The organism is Nonomuraea thailandensis (assembly GCF_024172165.1).
Lineage (GTDB): Bacteria > Actinomycetota > Actinomycetes > Streptosporangiales > Streptosporangiaceae > Nonomuraea > Nonomuraea thailandensis.
The window spans coordinates 603,052-618,443 of record NZ_JAMZEB010000001.1; the positions used below are offsets into that span (position 1 = coordinate 603,052).

A 15,392-nucleotide genomic window follows, 5' to 3' on the forward strand; every position below is an offset into this window, starting at 1 on the left:
GGCGGGCGGCCGCCGCCCGGGACGAGGGCAAGCCCGACCGGCATGGCGTCTGGCACGTGCGCGAAGACGAGGACGACGTCATGACGCTGGCCGGACCGCGGAGGAAGGACCTGGCCCTGACCCTGCGCAGGGTCTTCGTGCACTCCTCGGCCCGCGCCTAGGCCGCCGCCACCATCTGGGCCAAGAAACTGGATCGGGCCCGCGATGATCTGGCCTGGCTGGAACGGGGCCTGGGCAGCCGCCACTACCCCACCCAGCAGGCCGGCACTGGCCCCGGCACCGGCAAACCCACCCTGGCCTGGCACTTCGACCAGCAGGCGCTGGACGCCGAAGCCGCCACCGACGGCTGGTACGCCCTGCTGACCAACCTGCCGGCCGAGGCCGCCGATGCCGAACAGGTGCTGCGCCACTACAAAGGCCAGGAAGCCGTCGAGCGCCTCACCAGGCTTTCAAGGGCCCGCTGGCCGTCACCACCCTGTGTCTGAAGAACAATCGCCGCATCGCCGCTGGGACGATATGGCCGGGTGGCCGGGTCCCTGTCCACGAACCAGTTCCGCGCCTACGACCTGATCAAGATGATGACCGCCGACGGCCGCCTGACCGGGCTGGGCAACGCCTTCGTTCATGACGCCCGCATTTTAGGACGCTCCACCTGCTGCAGGTGCTGCACGTGGAGGACTATCGCAGGATGATCGGGACGCAGTTGAACGTCGGCGAGTCCCGGCACACGCTGCCCGCCTGCCGGCTCACCGCACTCCGAGCCGACCGCACATACCCACTCCCGGAATCACCTGGTGGTCAACAAATGTGCCATCGACGCGAGATGAATCGCGCCGACGAGCACCGACCCCGCCACCTGCCCAGGGATCCGCCGCCACAGACCTATCACTGCATCCCCGATCTGACACGCTCCCGCGACGGCGAGCAGCGCGATCCAGGTGCCGTTGGGAATCGACAGAAACGCCGCTACCACGACCGCAACCCCGACTGGCACGGCCCGCGTCGCATACATGGCGGCGTAGTACCGCGTCGAGGTCACCACATCTGATCGCGCCAATGCCGTGGGCGCGACCACGCCCGTAACCGCGAACGCCACAGTGACCACCGCGACAACCGCGTTCAGCGCGGCGAGCCAGGACGACATCACTCACCTACCATTCACTTGAGAATCGTTCTGCTCTGAATGATTTAGCGATGATAGTATCTTAGCCGTGACTCATGTCAACGGTGAAGATCTGCTCGGCTCGCTGAGCTTTCGGCTCGGAGTGGTCGGCATGCGGATAACCCAGATGTTCGGCACTCGGATCGAAGCGCTCGGGTTAACGCACAAGCAGGTCGGCGTGCTGGCCGTTGTCGACACCGGGCAGGCACGATCGCAACGCGAGGTCGCGGACGCGCTCGGGGTGGCGCCGAGCCTCGTCGTCACCCTCGTGGATCGCCTGGTCGCGATGAATGCGCTCGTCCGCGTCCAAGACACCGCCGACCGTCGCGTGCACACACTGGAACTGACCGACCAGGGACACCAGCTACTCCGCCGCAGCGTCGCGATCGTCAACGAACTCGACCGTGACCTCCGGAATTCACTCAGCCGGCAGGACGCAGCGGCGGTGCATACCGCGCTGACGCATTTCATGACCAAGATCCAGCACTAGCCTGACGTAACCGCTGGATCAGCCACGCCCGCGCGGGCACCTGCTCGGTGAACTTCTTGCGCGGGCACACCACCGTCGAACAGATCCAGCGCCCCTTACGCCACAGCCGCTCACAGCGACGCCCGGCAACCGGCAGATCCCTCGGCCGAGTGATCACCCACTCCTTCATGCGGGTGGACATCACCCCGCAACTGGGGGCACACCCTCGCCTGCTCGTCCGTCGTCGCCAACCAGACGATCGGCCCTTCACCAGCGTGTTCATCTCTTGCGATGACCTCGACGACGGCAGGCCATCCAGGCCCAGCAACCGCGTCGTATCGTTGAGCATGCTCGCGGCTCTTTATGTTGTGAATCTTGCTTCGACAACAGGAATGATCAACGAGAGCCGCAAGCTCTCAAGAGACGACCAGGTCCCTCGCCAAACGCCTCGCTTCAGGTCCCAGCCACGATCACGTCGAAGAACCCGGAATAGCCGTCTGGCAGCGCCAGATGACATTGATCATGAGCACTCCGACTGCAGCGAGCGAGCAATGATCGAAATCTGTGGATCTGCCGGGAAGGGGTGTACCTTCCCGGATCATCCGATGATGGTTTCGAGATAAGGCCGACGTTGCAGCGTCGGTCGGGAAGGCACACCCGTGCCGCTCACCGTAGTGCCCGAGCCGCCCGCTGACGACTGCCCGATGCCCGCATCGGCTTCGCTGATCGATCAGATCGTCCGCGAGGGAGCCCGCAAGATGCTCGCCGTCGCGTTGCAAGCCGAGGTGGACGCCTACATCGCCGCTTTCGCCGACGAGCGTGACGAGGCCGGTCGTCGCCTGGTCGTGCACAACGGCTACCACCAGCCCCGCGAACTGCTGACCGCGGCCGGCGCGATCGAGGTCAAGGCTCCGCGCGTCAACGACAAGCGCATCGATGCGGAAACCGGCGAGCGCAGACGGTTCTCCTCCGCGATCCTGCCCGCCTGGGCTCGCAAGACGCCGCAGATCAGCGAGGTGCTGCCGCTGCTGTATCTGCATGGGCTGTCGTCAGGAGATTTCGCCCCCGCGTTGGGGCAGTTCCTCGGCTCGGCCAGCGGCCTGTCCGCCTCGGCCATCACCAGGCTCACCGAACAGTGGAAGGCCGAGCAGCGTGTCTTCGCTGATCGTGACCTGTCTGGCGTCGACTACGTCTATCTGTGGGTGGACGGCATCCACGTCAACATCCGGCTGGAGGAGCACAAGCTGTGCCTGCTGGTGATGATCGGCGTGCGCGCGGACGGTCGCAAAGAGCTCGTCGCCTTGACCGATGGCTATCGTGAGTCCACCGAGTCATGGGCCGACCTGCTCCGCGACTGTAAGCGGCGCGGGATGCGCGCCCCCGTGCTGGCGATCGGTGATGGAGCGCTTGGCTTCTGGTCGGCGCTGCGGGAGGTATTTCCGCAGGCCAGGGAGCAAAGGTGCTGGGTTCACAAAATCGCCAACGTGCTGGGGGCGTTGCCGAAGTCGGCTCACCCGGCCGCCAAGAAGCACCTGGCGCAGATCTGGAACGCCGAGGACAAAGAGCACGCCCAAGCAGCGGTGGCCGATTTTCAGGCCGCCTACGGCGCCAAGTATCCCAAGGCCGTCGCCAAGGTGGCCGACGACCTGGATGAGCTGCTCGCCTTCTACGACTATCCCGCCGAGCATTGGGTGCATCTGCGCACCACCAACCCGATCGAGTCGACCTTCGCCACGGTCCGGCACCGCACCAAGGTCACCAAAGGTCCGGGCTCACGCGCGGCCGGCCTGGCGATGGCCTTCAAGCTCATCGAATCGGCCCAGGCTCGCTGGCGGGCGGTCAATGCCCCACACCTGGTCGCCCTCGTCCGTGCGGGCGCCCGCTTCGAACGCGGCGTCCTGCTGGAACGTCACGAGAGCAAAGACGCCGCATGATCACTCCCGGCCGCTACGACTACTGCGGGCTCTACCTACGCGGCGCCGGCCAAGAGGCCGCGATCGAGCTGACCGCCCATGCCACCGGCGCGACACGTAATGGCTGCCTGCTGCGCATCGACACCATCGAGATCGAGATCCGGCGCAACGACACCTTCACTCACGATGGGACCGACTTCCCCACCTGGCCGATCAAGATGGAGATCGAAAGAGGGAACGCCCCCAGCCACCAGGTCATCGAGACGGTGTCCAAGATCCTCACCTGCGCCTGGCAGGCAGGCCATGACGCAGTCGCTGCCTGCGACTACGAAGACGAACTTCCCGACCACGGCGGATACCCCCGCTACCGAGACTGACCACCCACCCGATCCACAGAAATTGACAATTGCTCCGCGAGCTGGCCGAGCAGCTCTTTCAACGCCTCGCCGCCGACGACCTACAGACGGCGGCCGCCCTGTTCGCCCCCTCAGTAGATTTTTCCATTCCCGGCGCACCAGGCATCCCGTGGATTCCTCAAGCGGACTCCCCGGCTGGCATGCTCGAGTTCTTCAGCCGGCTGCCGACCCACCTGGACCGCAAGAAGTTCGAGATCAGCAAGGTGCGGGCGGACACTGAGGATGTCGTGGTACTCGGCCATCTGATCTCGCAAGGTCCGCACCACAGGGCGGGACATCGACAGTCGTTTCGTGCTCCACCTCAGTGTGCGGGACGGACAGATCTCTCGCTACCACCTGTATGAAGACAGCTGGGCAGTAGCGCAAGCGCTGGCGGTTTAGCTCTCCAACGGCAGAAGATCGACGAGTACCACAACCGGCTCCTGGCCGTTGCGGGCCCACGGTCGATCCGCCTCATGATGACCTTGAGGGGCCAAGCTGAAATCTGACTCATCCTCGGGTGGCCGTTCCTTCGGCCTCGGCTCCACACCCCAAGGCCTCAGCAGGCAGCGAACCCCAGGCTGTGATAAGCGTGAGTGACTTGCGGTGGTCGGGTCGGTTCGGGTTCGACGAGGACGGCCTTGCCGTTGCGGATGACGATCTTCTGGCCGGTCAGGGCCTGGAGCTGGCCGGCCAGGCTGCGGGCGCGGCGATCTTTGTTCGGGTCCTCGTAGCAATCGCGGACAATCCAACGAACCCATCTCTGACCTGCGCTGATGGCACAAGAGGGTGCGATGGCCCTGAGCGGTTTGTCGTCAGTGGATCGCTTGGTCGCGGCGTCGGCGGGCGGCGCGGATCTCGACGTCTGTGACCTTGTCGTCCAGCAGCGCGTACAGTTGGGTGGTCTCGGTGGAGGCGTGACCGAGGCGGCGGCGAACGGCCTCGATGGACACCCCGGCGTTGATGAGCTCGGTGGCGTGGGCCTGACGCAGCTGGTGGATGTCGATCTCCACACCGGCGGCGGCACAATAGCCCTGCCAGCGGTGGTGGGCTGCGTCGTACGACAGCGACCCGCCCCGACCGTTGATGCTGGCCCGGAACAACGGGCCCGCGGTGTAGCCGGCGCGGGCCAGATAGAGCTTGAGCAGCGCGACGTAGCCGCGGTCGTCCAGCAGCACGGTGCGCACGCTGCCGCCCTTGCCGCAGATGCGCACGTGCTCGTCGTCTAGCCGCAAGTCCAGGTCTTCGACATACAGACCGCACACATAAGCGTCTCGAACCGCACGCGATCCCGCAGCCGGTTCAGCGGCAGATCCTTACGCGGACGCCGCGAGCAAATCACCGCCAGCACCTTGGCAACGTCGGCTGCTGCGGCGGGGCGCGGCAGGCTCTTGGGCACCTTGAGCGTGTCGATGCGGTCCATCGGGTGGGCGTCCAGCAGGTCGTGGCGAACCGCCCACTTGGTGAAGGAGGCGACGGCGGCGCGCTTGCGCCTACGGCTGGCCGGCGACAGCTCGGCGAGCTCGGCCAGGAACGCGCGAACCGGCGCGGCGGACAGCTCGCCGATTTCTTCGCAGTGGTGGGCGGCGAAGGCGATCAGGTCGCTGCGGTAGGCACGCCGGGTGTGCGCGGAGCGGCCGGCGTTGGCCAGGTCTGTGAGGAAGTCGTCCAGGTGCGCCGCGAGCGGGTGGGTGCGACCGAGCTGCTCAGCGATGATCGGATCCACCGTGCTGACCTCCACCATCCGCCTAGTTGCCAGATGACCGGGAACCGAAGCCTCCGCGCCGGCTGACGGCGGCCCAGCTCGCGCTGCCCTAGCGATCGCTATCTTGCCAGATAACGCCGATTATCTAAGAGGGCGTTTGATTTGTAGGTGTTCGTCCTAGTACGTCCCTCGCCAGGTTGAGGTGGATTCGTCGGTGATGCGCTTGCTGGCGTTGTCGATCATCGCGATGTGGATCATGGCCTCCGAGCTGGCGGGCAGGGTCTCGTAGTCGCGGGCAAGGCGGCGGTGGAGCATGAGCCAGCCGAAGGTGCGCTCGATCACCCAGCGTCGCTTGAGGACGTGGAAGCCACGGGTTTCGGGGTCGCGATGGACGACCTCGGCGTTGACTCCGAGGGTGGCGGCGTGTTCGGCGAACTGGTTCTTGAAACCGGTGTCTACCCAGGTCACAGCCAGAGCGGGGTGGGCGGCCTTGGCCTGGTCGAGGACCTGGATGCCGGCCTGGTTCTCCGAGACGGAGGCGGCGCAGACGACCACAGCGAGGAGCAGGCCGAGGGCATCGGTGGCTACGCTCCGCTTGCGTCCGACGATCTTCTTCGCGGCGTCCGTGCCCTGTGTCGCGGTCGGCGGGTTGGTGGAGGTCTTGATCGTCTGGGTGTCGATGACTGCCGCGGTGGGTTCGGCCTCGCGTCCTTCCTTGGCGCGGGCCAGGCCGGTGAGGTCGTAGTTGAGCTGGGCGAAGATGCCCTCATCGCGCCAGGCGGCGTAGTAGGAGTAGACGGTGCCGTGGGGTGGGAAGTCGTGCGGGAGGTAGGTCCAGGCGATGCCGGTCCGGTTCAGATACAAGATCGCGTTGAAGATTTCTCGCAGGTCAGTGGGCGCGGGTGCGCCGGTGGGACGGCGGTCGAGCCGGGCCTGCCGCCAGGCGGTCAGGGTCGGTTCGATTAAGGCCCAGCGGGCGTCGGAGATGTCGGAACGGTACGGGCGCCGGAGGTTCATACCCGACCCCTACGTCCAGCCCCACGTCATGCCTGGCATCTGCCGGAACATGGCGTGTCCAGGACATCTCTACACCAGACGGAATCGGGAGCGGCTCGTCTCACGAAACAGACATCGAGGAGAGCCCACCCGGACTCGCATATGCATAGATAGCTCGCAAAGTACGCGAATCGCTCGACGGCCATAACAGGGCAGGCTGGCGCAGAACATGCCTAAACGCCCTCTAAGAACCGGTCGAGCCCGGCCCCGATCACAACCCTGAGGGCGTTCCCGTCTCGGTCACCTGCGTCGGCCGCGTCGGTGTCCGGTCGATGCGCACCCAGGTACACCGGTCCCGGCGACGGTATGGCGTCTGGACTACAGGGTGAGTAGCGCAAACTGCTCAGAGCTAGCTGCCACATTCCGTGAGGTGCCGGACATTTACCAGGTGTCCGGCACCTTTCGGCAAGGAGACTCTGTGACACACCGAGATCGCTTCGAAGCGGTCTATGACGCGTACTACCCGGCGATACACCAGTATGCCGCACGCCGTACCGGTTCCCCCGACGACACCGCCGACGTCATCTCCGAGACGTTCCTCACTGCCTGGCGGCGCATCGGCGACGTGCCTGATGGCGAGGAGGCGCTGCTGTGGCTGTACGGGGTGGCCCGCCGCGTGCTGGCCAACCAGCAGCGCGGCGAATCCCGCAGGGCCGTGCTCACCGAACGGCTGCGTGCGGAGTTGGCCGCCGAACGGCCGGTCAGACCGGTCGATCTGGAGCATGTTCGCGCCGCCTTCGACGAGTTGCCCGAACGTGACCGCGAGGTGTTGGCGCTGGCCTGCTGGGAGGGCTTGACCAGCCAGCGGATCGCCAAAGTTTTGGGCTGTACGGCCATTGCCGCCCGGACCCGGCTGCATCGGGCGCGCAAACGGATGGCAGCGGTGCTGGAGCAGCAAGCGTCCTTGACAATCGCGATGGGGGAAGCATGAGCGACATCGACAACCTGCTAAGGGCCATCGACCCGGCACCACACGCGCCGGATCAGGGGCCCGGCGCGCGCGAACTGCGCGCGGCGATCACGGCGACCCAGGCACGCCCGCACCGGACGGTCCGGCCTCTGCCGTGGCGGGCCGGTGCCATCGGGCTCGCCGCGGCAGTGGCTGCGACGGCGGTCTTCCTTGGCCAGGTCGCCCCCACCGCAGCGCCCTCTACCGCGGCCACACCCGGCGCCACCTCCCTGTCAGGCACGTCGATCCTGCTGGCCGCCGCCGCCAAGGCCGAAGCCGCCCCCGAAGGGGCCTACTGGCATCTCAAGGAGTTGGACGTGGGCTCGGCGGGGCCGTACGGCCAGAACGGCAACACCTACCATCTGGAAACCTCATACCTCTCGGAGACGTGGGTGGCCAAGGACAGCCGAGGCTGGATCGGCCGCAGGCAGCTGGCCGCACGCCCTCTTGATGTGGAGGCATGGCGCCGGGACGGCTCGCCGACCGAATGGGAGATGGGGAAGGACGGCGGCGTCTACTCCACCTCGCCCGGCGAGGGCACGCTGACTCGGCTCAAGGGGGAACAGAGACTCTACTGGAGTGCCATGCCCATGACCCTGAAGGAGATCGAGGCGCTGCCCGCCGACCCCGAAGCGCTCAAGAAGCAGGCCGCAGAGGCGATCCGTAGCGACCGGGACTTCGCCGGTTCGGTGGAAGACGGCCTGCCGCGCACCCTGGCATCGCTCCTGTACGAGCTACCTGCCTCCCCACAGGTGCGCAGCGCCGCTTACCAGGCGCTGGCGACACTACCCGCCGTGCGGGTCGAAGGCCGGACCACCGATCGCCAGGGGCGGCCGGGCGTCTCCGTGACCTTCCCGATCCAGGAGGGCCAACCCACCCAGGGCAGACTGATCATCGACCTCGACACCTCCAAGGTGCTGACCTTCGAAGTCACCGGCGGTATGCCGCAGGTGAAAGATTGGGTCAACATGGTGCTGGAGTCCGGCTGGACCGACACCCGGCCATCCCCGCCCTCCGCCGAGTGAAGGCCGCCGCGCTGGCCGGCCGCGGCGCGACCGGCCGTAGAGCTTGACGTAGGGCCAGAACAGAGACTGAACCTGCGGCGATCTTCGGGGTGAGCCGCTCATACGGCCCCGCACGCCGAGAGGCGGCCTCGATCATGGTTCTTCCAGGGTTCGGGGCATCAGGGGTTGATCAGGAAGGTGGTCCCTGACTCGTTCACCAGGGTTGGCCGCAGCGGTCGCCAGCCGTCGTCCAGTTTGGCGAGTTCGGCTTCGATGTCGACCTCGATGAAGCCGAAGAAGTTGATGTTCTCGCGGTGGCCGGGGGCGATGAACGACAGCAACTCGTCGGGAACCTCACGGCCCTGGCCGCGCAGCTCCTTGATCGCCATGCCGTAGTACTCGGTCGTCCAGGTGATCACCGCGTTCGTCAGGATCGTGAGGCACCAGGCCTGCTCGGTCTGGTCCTGCAAGTGGGGCCGGACGATGGTGCCCTGCTGGGCGTAGTGCAAGTCCCGGCGCAGGGTGTGCAGCGATTCGCCCTTGTTGAGCTGCCGGGAGATCTTGCGTCGATAGACCGGATCCGAAAGGTAGCGGGCGGTTACGTGGATGGTGCGGCGCATCCGCCCCCACTCCTTCAACGCCGCGGCCAGGGTGTTCTGCCGAGAGGCGGCTGACCACTTCCCGACGATGAGCGAGGCGGTGGCGTCCCCGAACTTCAGCGATCCGCCCATCCGCAGCAGGTCGGGGTAGCACTCGCAGATCAGGTCCTCGTTCCACCGGTCGGCCAGCAGCGGCCCGGCGTGCGGGTAGAGCGCGTTGGTCGCCGCCGGGGTGTCCAGCCGCAGCATGGTGATCCTGCCCAGATCGCGCATCCTGGGGGTGAGGACCTTCCCGACCAGGTCGAACAACCCGAAGTTGACCAGCGTGGCGCCGTGGGTGTCGGTCGCGTGCTCGTGGATCGGCAGATCGGTGGCGTTGCCGAGCAGCTCGTCCAACGTGTAATGGCCCTCGCGGGTGGTCGGCACGATCTGCTTCGTGCCGTACGTCGACCACTGGTCGGACACATGGGTGTAGGTCGGCAGGACCCGGCCGCCGTGGATGTTCATGTCCCGGGCCGTCAAGCTCTTGCCGCGGACGGGGAAGCGCTGCCCGTCCGAGGAGGACATGGTGCCGCCGCCGAACTTCTTGGCCAGCTCCAGCTTGTAGTGGTGGTTGACCAGGACCGTGTTCGCCTCGCGCAGTGTCTCCTCCCGCACATACCACTCCTGCGTCCAGGCCAGGGTGTCGTAGGACACCCCGCACGCCGCCGACATGCGGGTCAGACCCAGGTTGGTGGTCCCGGCGATCAGGACGGCCAGGATGTTGCGTTTCTGTTCCATCGACAGTTTCGACTTGCGGCCGCCGGCGTGGATGAAGCAGTCCAGGAACTTGGTGCGGGCCTCCAGCTCGATCAGCAGGGAAGCGATCGGTACGAACGGCAGCATCCCCGACAGCTCCTCCCTTAGCTCCTTGGCCACGGCCGGGATTTTCTCGGCGGACAGCGGCGGGATGACCAGCCGTCCGGCCTCGTCCAGCCGGACTGCTCCGACGTTGTTCGGGGAGGCGTTGGCGAGCGTCTCCTCCAGGTCCTCCCGAGCCTGGTGGAACTCTTCCTTGACCTGCTCGATCGATGAGGACGGCGAGTGGCGGACGGACACCTTCGCGGCGCCCGCCCCGATCACCTTTCCCGGCGAGTCCCACGCGACCGCAGTGATGAGATCCCCCTTCAGGAAGTCGTCACCGTTCCCCGTCACCTACGGATCCGAAGCGTCCAGGGCGTCGTGGAGGAGGCATTGCGCACGCTGTTCTCCACCCCGGTTACCCCGAGATCATCGACACCCTCCCCGAAGGCCCCGACGAGCAGAGCCGGAACGCCGAGAGGTGGACCATCGTCATCGACGCGATCTGCGAGGATGGACGCCAGGCCCGCGGCGTCGTGCAGGGCCCGACACATACGGGACAACAGCAGTGATCGCCGTGGAGAGCGCACGCCTGCTCAGTGCTGTTGGAGCTCCCGCCGGAGTGCGCGCACCCGCTCAGGCCTTCGACCCGTCAGCTGGAACATCGAGGTCTCCGAACAGCCCGCATGACACTCCATGCATTCGAGAGGCTCGCGCCTCATAGTCACCACAGAGCGAAGCCTTTTCATCCCCTGGCGGCGGGCTGCTGGTCACAGCACGATCGCGAGCCTGGCGTTTGTCTTGACGACGTAAGAAACCCCTGGTAAACGGATTGATCCCACAGTGAAAGGCCTGCCGGTAACGAAATAGGCCCGTTGCGGTCGGCAGCGGCGGTTGGCGGCTCGTCTTCGCGAGTGATGCGTTCGGCTGTGTCTGCGCCGAGGCGTAGTGGCCGAGGGTGGCGAGGTAGGCGTGCCCGGGATTTCGCCTGATGCCCGGACGCGGAGTGGCGTCCGAGCCTCGGGAAGGGGAGCCCTCCCGCTCCTTGTCAGTCAGCTCCTCCCAGGTCGGGGCGAGCGCCCGTCGTGGGGCGAGCTGCTGGTGAGTGTTGCCGCTCCCGTGGCCGGCCGGATCGTGCTTGCCATGGCCCAGATGCGCCGACAGCTCGGCTGTCAATCCCCTGAAACCGTGGAGACGGTTCTATGCCACAGCGGTCCTCAGCAGGGCCGATGAGGCTTGTCTCTTCTCGATCATGTGACGTTCGAATGTGATGGGCGGCAGGCCGTCGTTGGCGCTGTGCCGCCGGGTGGTGTTATAGAAGTCGGCGATCCAGGTGGCGATCTTCAGGCGGGCCTCGGCCCGAGTGCGGAACCGGTGGCGGTGCACGTACTCGACCTTGAGCGTGCTGTTGAACGCCTCGGCGGCGGCGTTGTCGAGCGCGCAGCCCACGCGGCCCATCGACTGGACCACGCCCAGGTGCCGGCACAGCTCCTGGTAGCGGGCAGCCGTGTATTCCGACCCGCGATCCGAATGAAAGATCACCCCGTTCACGTCGCCGCCGCGGGTGGCCACCGCCATCTGTAGTGAGGCGCAGGTCAGCGCGGCGTCGTGGTGCCCGGACATGGCGTAGCCGAGCAGCCGGCGGGAGAACAGGTCCTCGACCGTGGCCAGATACAGCTTGCCCTCGCCGGTGTCGATCTGCGTCACATCGCCGCACCACAGCACGTCCGCGGCGACCGCGGTGAACTTCCGCCGCACCAGATCCGGGGCGGCCGGCCGCTTGCCCTGGCGGGTCAGCGAGCGCGGCTTGCGCCGCACACGGGCGACCAGGCCGAGCTCGGCCATCCGCGCCGCGACCGTGTTCTCCGACACCCGCCAGCCCGCCTCATGCAAGTCACGGGCGATGCGCGGCGAGCCGTAGGTGCCGCCGGACGCCTCGAACGAGCGGGTGATCTCCGCATCCAGGTCGGCTCGCCGGCGCTGCCGGGCGGTCGGCGTCTCCTGGCCGATGCGGTTCTTCCACTTGTAGTACCAGGACTGCGAGACGCCCAGCGCCCGGCAGGAGACGGTGTGGTCGACGTCGTGCTCGGTCTTCTGGGAGCTGATGAAGGCCGCCACGCTTATCGGCCCATCGCCTCTTTGACCCACAAGACCACCGAACGCTTGAGCACGTCACGCTCGTCTTCCAGCTGCTCGCGTTCTTTCTCCCAGGCAGCCTTCTCCTGGGCGTGCTGCTTGACCAGCGCGGCCTTCTCCCGCCGCAGCCGGGCCAGCTCCTCCTGCTCCGACTCCTCCAGCGCCTTGCCCCCGTTGCCGTTGTACTGCTCGTCCAGCCGATCCATCTGCACCCAATTGTGCAGCGTGTACGGGCTGATCCCCAGATCCCGCGCCACCTGCGCGACGGGCTTGCCGGTCTCCTTCACGATACGCACCGCGCCCGCCCGGAACTCCGGATCAAAGCGCCGCCGCGTGACTGCTGCCACGACCAAACCTCTCCCGGTTCGGTCTCCACGCTACGAGGGGAAGGCCACGGCCTCCAGCGCGCGTTCCAGCACCGCCTTGACCAGCTCTCCGAGCATCGAGTCCTCACCCGTCAGCCGCAGCCCGCCCGCACTGTCACATGACCGCTCCAGCAGCAGATCGGAACCTGTCAATTTGATCAAGGCAGCTGAGCTGGATTAATTCTGTGTCGAGTTCTCTGTGGTGACCGCTTTGGCGGTGTTGGTGGGCTTGTTGATCCACGCCGGGCCGGGCAGGTGAGGCGGGATGGGGGTGCCGCCGCTGGCGAACCGCTCGGGGTGAGTGTTCTGAGCGGCGGTCAGGACGGCGGCTCGCTGGTCGCGGATGGCGGCGGCGCGGCCGTAGTGCACGTCCACCGGATGGTGGTAGCCGATCCCTGAGTGGTAGTGCTCATGGTTGTACCAGGCGTAAAAGCCCTGGCAGAAGACGCGGGCGTGCTCGATGGAGCCGAAGATGGCGGGGAAGGCGGGGCAGTACTTCAGCGTCTTGAAGCTCGCTTCCACGTGCGGGTTGTCGTTGCTGGTTTTCGGGCGGGAGTGGGACTTGGCCACGCCCAGGTCGATCAGCAGCTCGGCGACGGTCTTGGAGGTCATCGAAGAGCCGCGATCGGCGTGCAAGGTGAGCGTGCCGGGATCGATGCCGTGCTTGCGGGCGGTCTGGGCGATGAGCATCTTGGCCAGATCGGCGGACTCGCGGGAGGCGACCATCCAGCCGACGATGTACCGGCTGAACAGGTCGATGATCGTATAGAGCGAGTACCAGACGCCTTTGCCCGGACCGCGCAGTTTGGTGATGTCCCACGCCCAGACGCGGTTCGGGGCGTCGGCGACCAGCTCCGGCACCGTCCGGGGCGGGTGAGTGGCCTGCCGGCGCCGATCCCGGCCGACCTCGCCGTGCTCGCGCAGGATCCGGTACATCGTGGAAACCGACGCCAGATAAGTGCCCTCATCCAGCAAGGCGAAGTAGGCCGTGGCCGGGGCGGCGTCGGCGAACCGCTCATTCAGCACGGCGCGAACGCGCTCGCGTTCGGCGTGCGACAGTGCGGCCGGGTGCGGCTTACGCGCTCTGGCCGGGCGGACCGGGGCCGGGCTTTGGCGGTTGCTGCGGTACCAGGTGGCCTGCGAAACCCCGGCGGCCTGGCACGCCTTGCGCCGCCCAAGCAGCGGGGTGAGGTGCTTAATCGCCTCGTCCTGGGCAAGTTGGAGGAACTGGTTCACTGCTCGCCCTGAGGCGTCGAGGTCTCGCTGCTGGTGGCGAGCTGATCCAGCAGCGCGAAGAGCTTTCCCTGCACCTCGATCACCTGGCGGGTCTTGCCGAGCTCGGCGCGCAGCCGCTCGATCTCCGCCTGCAGACTCTCGATCTGCTTGTCCCGCGGGTCGGCCTTCGGCCGGCCGACCGGCCGGGCCAGCGCCTGCTCAGCGCCGTGGTCTCGTGCTGTGCGCCAGCTGGAGATCAGCGACGAATACAGGCCCTCCCTGCGCTGCAACGCACCCTTGCCGGCCTTGTCGAGCTGGTCGTACTCCTCCAGAATCCGGGCCTTGTAGGCGGCGGAGTAGCTACGCGGACGCCCTCGTTCGCGTACCTGAGGGTCAGGGATCTCCGGATCCGGCTTGCTTGCTCCCACGAAGGGATGTCTCCTTCCCCACCCTCAGCACAGAGTTTCATGCCTGTTTGCTACATCTGTCCATTTTGGCAGGGAGGGGATCCAGCACCTGATCGCCGAGCAGGTCCCGCAACGGTGTCTCACCGTCACGATGGGCGGGATTTCTCGCCATGAGCGGCGCCCCCAGTAGCGCCGATGCATTATCGTGCTCGCCTTGCCTCACCTCGGCCAGCGCGGTTCTTCCCCGTCTCGTGGACATGATCGTGTTCTCCCCCGAGACGGTGAATGATCGTTGCGGACTTGCGTTTGGTGATCATTTCCACACCCGGAGTGATACCCCGGTGACGAGGCGCCATCGCGTCTGTGACTCATTTGCCCGCTCCTAGGGTGAGGCCTTCGATGATGCGGCGGCTTAGCCACACGTACAGCAACAGCGTGGGCGCCACGAGGATGACCACACCCGCGAACAGGCCGCCATAGTCGGCGCCCGAATATTGCTGCTTGGCCAGGAAGCCGAGGAGCGCCAAGGGCAGGGTTTGTTTGTCGGCGCTCTGCAGGAAGATCAGCGCGAGAAAGGTCTCGTTCCAGAGCGTAATGGCGTTGAGGATGAGCGCGGTGATCAAACCCGGGCGCGCCAGCGGCAACATGATCGACCAGAAGGAGCGGGGCATGCTTGCCCCGTCGATGGCGGCGGCTTCCTCGATCTCGTCGGGCAAGGATGAGAAGAACCCCGTCAGCAGGAACACCGTGAAGGGAAGGGAGACGGCCACGTAGAGCAGGAAGAGACCGAACAGGCTGTTCACCAGAGCCAGGCTCTCCATCAGCACGAAGAGTGGGATGATGATCACCTGTGTAGGGATGCCGATGCCGAGGGCGAACAGAAGGGTCAGTGACGAGGACAGTCGTCCCCGGTTCCTGCCCAGGACGAAGGAAGCTGGCGCCGACAACAGGACGATGAAGACGCTCGCCGCCGCGACAAGGACGAACGTGTTGAGGGCTGCAGGCCCGAAATTGGCGTTCGTCCAGGCTTCGGCGAAGTTCTCCCACATCGGGGAGTACGGCAGCCCCCACGGTGAGGCGAAGATGTCCCGGTGTCCGCGCAATGACGTGCCGGCCATCCAAGCCAGCACGAACATGTTGAAGGCGACGGCAAGCCAGACAAGACCGGGGTAGAGAC

Annotated in this window: 17 protein-coding genes; 6 read left to right on the forward strand and 11 right to left on the reverse strand. The window is 66.3% G+C overall.

Translation table 11 applies throughout. The features are described from left to right. Positions 1 to 787: 787 nt before the first annotated feature. Positions 788 to 1,144, reverse strand: a complete 357-nt coding sequence (locus HD597_RS02850) for a hypothetical protein (RefSeq protein ID WP_253740117.1) — start codon at positions 1,142 to 1,144, stop codon at positions 788 to 790. 67 nt (positions 1,145 to 1,211) lie between these two features. Between HD597_RS02850 and HD597_RS02855 the strand changes: the two genes are divergently transcribed. From HD597_RS02855 to HD597_RS02870, 4 genes are all read left to right on the forward strand, one after another. Further along, the gene (locus HD597_RS02855; RefSeq protein ID WP_253740118.1) at positions 1,212 to 1,652 is read left to right on the forward strand and encodes a MarR family winged helix-turn-helix transcriptional regulator; all 441 of its coding nucleotides are present in this window, start codon (positions 1,212 to 1,214) and stop codon (positions 1,650 to 1,652) included. A gap of 683 nt (positions 1,653 to 2,335) precedes the next feature. Then, positions 2,336 to 3,565, forward strand: a complete 1,230-nt coding sequence (locus HD597_RS02860) for an IS256 family transposase (RefSeq protein WP_253740353.1) — start codon at positions 2,336 to 2,338, stop codon at positions 3,563 to 3,565. Beyond that, positions 3,562 to 3,921 (forward strand): hypothetical protein, encoded by a 360-nt coding sequence (locus HD597_RS02865; RefSeq protein WP_253740119.1) that lies wholly within the window; start codon positions 3,562 to 3,564, stop codon positions 3,919 to 3,921. Before HD597_RS02860 ends, HD597_RS02865 begins: the two co-directional genes overlap by 4 nt. A gap of 29 nt (positions 3,922 to 3,950) precedes the next feature. Further along, on the forward strand, positions 3,951 to 4,304 hold the full coding sequence (locus HD597_RS02870; protein ID WP_253740120.1) for a nuclear transport factor 2 family protein: 354 nt from the start codon (positions 3,951 to 3,953) through the stop codon (positions 4,302 to 4,304). A 450-nt stretch (positions 4,305 to 4,754) separates the two neighbouring features. On the opposite strand, the gene HD597_RS02875 is transcribed toward HD597_RS02870, so the two are convergent. The 3 genes from HD597_RS02875 to HD597_RS02885 all read right to left on the reverse strand — a co-directional run bounded on the left by HD597_RS02875 (position 4,755) and on the right by HD597_RS02885 (position 6,661). Further along, the gene (locus HD597_RS02875; RefSeq protein ID WP_253740121.1) at positions 4,755 to 5,174 is read right to left on the reverse strand and encodes a tyrosine-type recombinase/integrase; all 420 of its coding nucleotides are present in this window, start codon (positions 5,172 to 5,174) and stop codon (positions 4,755 to 4,757) included. Next, positions 5,165 to 5,665: a site-specific integrase gene (locus HD597_RS02880; RefSeq protein ID WP_253740122.1), complete on the reverse strand. Its 501-nt coding sequence runs from the start codon at positions 5,663 to 5,665 to the stop codon at positions 5,165 to 5,167. Before HD597_RS02880 ends, HD597_RS02875 begins: the two co-directional genes overlap by 10 nt. Positions 5,666 to 5,821: 156 nt before the next feature. Beyond that, the gene (locus HD597_RS02885; RefSeq protein WP_253740123.1) at positions 5,822 to 6,661 is read right to left on the reverse strand and encodes an IS5 family transposase; all 840 of its coding nucleotides are present in this window, start codon (positions 6,659 to 6,661) and stop codon (positions 5,822 to 5,824) included. A 457-nt stretch (positions 6,662 to 7,118) separates the two neighbouring features. Here HD597_RS02885 and HD597_RS02890 point away from each other — a divergent pair, with 457 nt between their 5' ends. Beyond that, positions 7,119 to 7,631, forward strand: a complete 513-nt coding sequence (locus tag HD597_RS02890) for an RNA polymerase sigma factor (RefSeq protein ID WP_253740124.1) — start codon at positions 7,119 to 7,121, stop codon at positions 7,629 to 7,631. Next, complete coding sequence (locus tag HD597_RS02895; RefSeq protein WP_253740125.1) at positions 7,628 to 8,674, forward strand: CU044_5270 family protein; 1,047 nt, start codon at positions 7,628 to 7,630, stop codon at positions 8,672 to 8,674. The genes HD597_RS02890 and HD597_RS02895 overlap by 4 nt, the downstream gene beginning before the upstream one ends. Before the next feature lie 158 nt (positions 8,675 to 8,832). On the opposite strand, the gene HD597_RS02900 is transcribed toward HD597_RS02895, so the two are convergent. From HD597_RS02900 to HD597_RS02930, 7 genes are all read right to left on the reverse strand, one after another. Next, on the reverse strand, positions 8,833 to 10,446 hold the full coding sequence (locus tag HD597_RS02900) for a Tn3 family transposase (protein ID WP_253740126.1): 1,614 nt from the start codon (positions 10,444 to 10,446) through the stop codon (positions 8,833 to 8,835). An 846-nt stretch (positions 10,447 to 11,292) separates the two neighbouring features. Further along, positions 11,293 to 12,210 (reverse strand): IS3 family transposase, encoded by a 918-nt coding sequence (locus tag HD597_RS02905; RefSeq protein ID WP_253740127.1) that lies wholly within the window; start codon positions 12,208 to 12,210, stop codon positions 11,293 to 11,295. A gap of 2 nt (positions 12,211 to 12,212) precedes the next feature. Further along, positions 12,213 to 12,575, reverse strand: coding sequence for a transposase (locus HD597_RS02910; RefSeq protein WP_253740128.1), 363 nt, complete (start codon positions 12,573 to 12,575; stop codon positions 12,213 to 12,215). Between the two features lie 30 nt (positions 12,576 to 12,605). Next, positions 12,606 to 12,746 carry a hypothetical protein gene (locus HD597_RS02915; protein ID WP_253740129.1) on the reverse strand — a complete coding sequence of 47 codons (141 nt, stop codon included), beginning with the start codon at positions 12,744 to 12,746 and terminating at the stop codon, positions 12,606 to 12,608. Positions 12,747 to 12,770: 24 nt separating this feature from the next. Then, positions 12,771 to 13,829, reverse strand: coding sequence for an IS3 family transposase (locus HD597_RS02920; protein WP_253740130.1), 1,059 nt, complete (start codon positions 13,827 to 13,829; stop codon positions 12,771 to 12,773). Further along, positions 13,826 to 14,236: a hypothetical protein gene (locus tag HD597_RS67215; RefSeq protein WP_253740131.1), complete on the reverse strand. Its 411-nt coding sequence runs from the start codon at positions 14,234 to 14,236 to the stop codon at positions 13,826 to 13,828. Before HD597_RS67215 ends, HD597_RS02920 begins: the two co-directional genes overlap by 4 nt. Before the next feature lie 347 nt (positions 14,237 to 14,583). Then, on the reverse strand, positions 14,584 to 15,351 hold the full coding sequence (locus tag HD597_RS02930) for a carbohydrate ABC transporter permease (RefSeq protein WP_253740132.1): 768 nt from the start codon (positions 15,349 to 15,351) through the stop codon (positions 14,584 to 14,586). Positions 15,352 to 15,392: the final 41 nt, after the last annotated feature.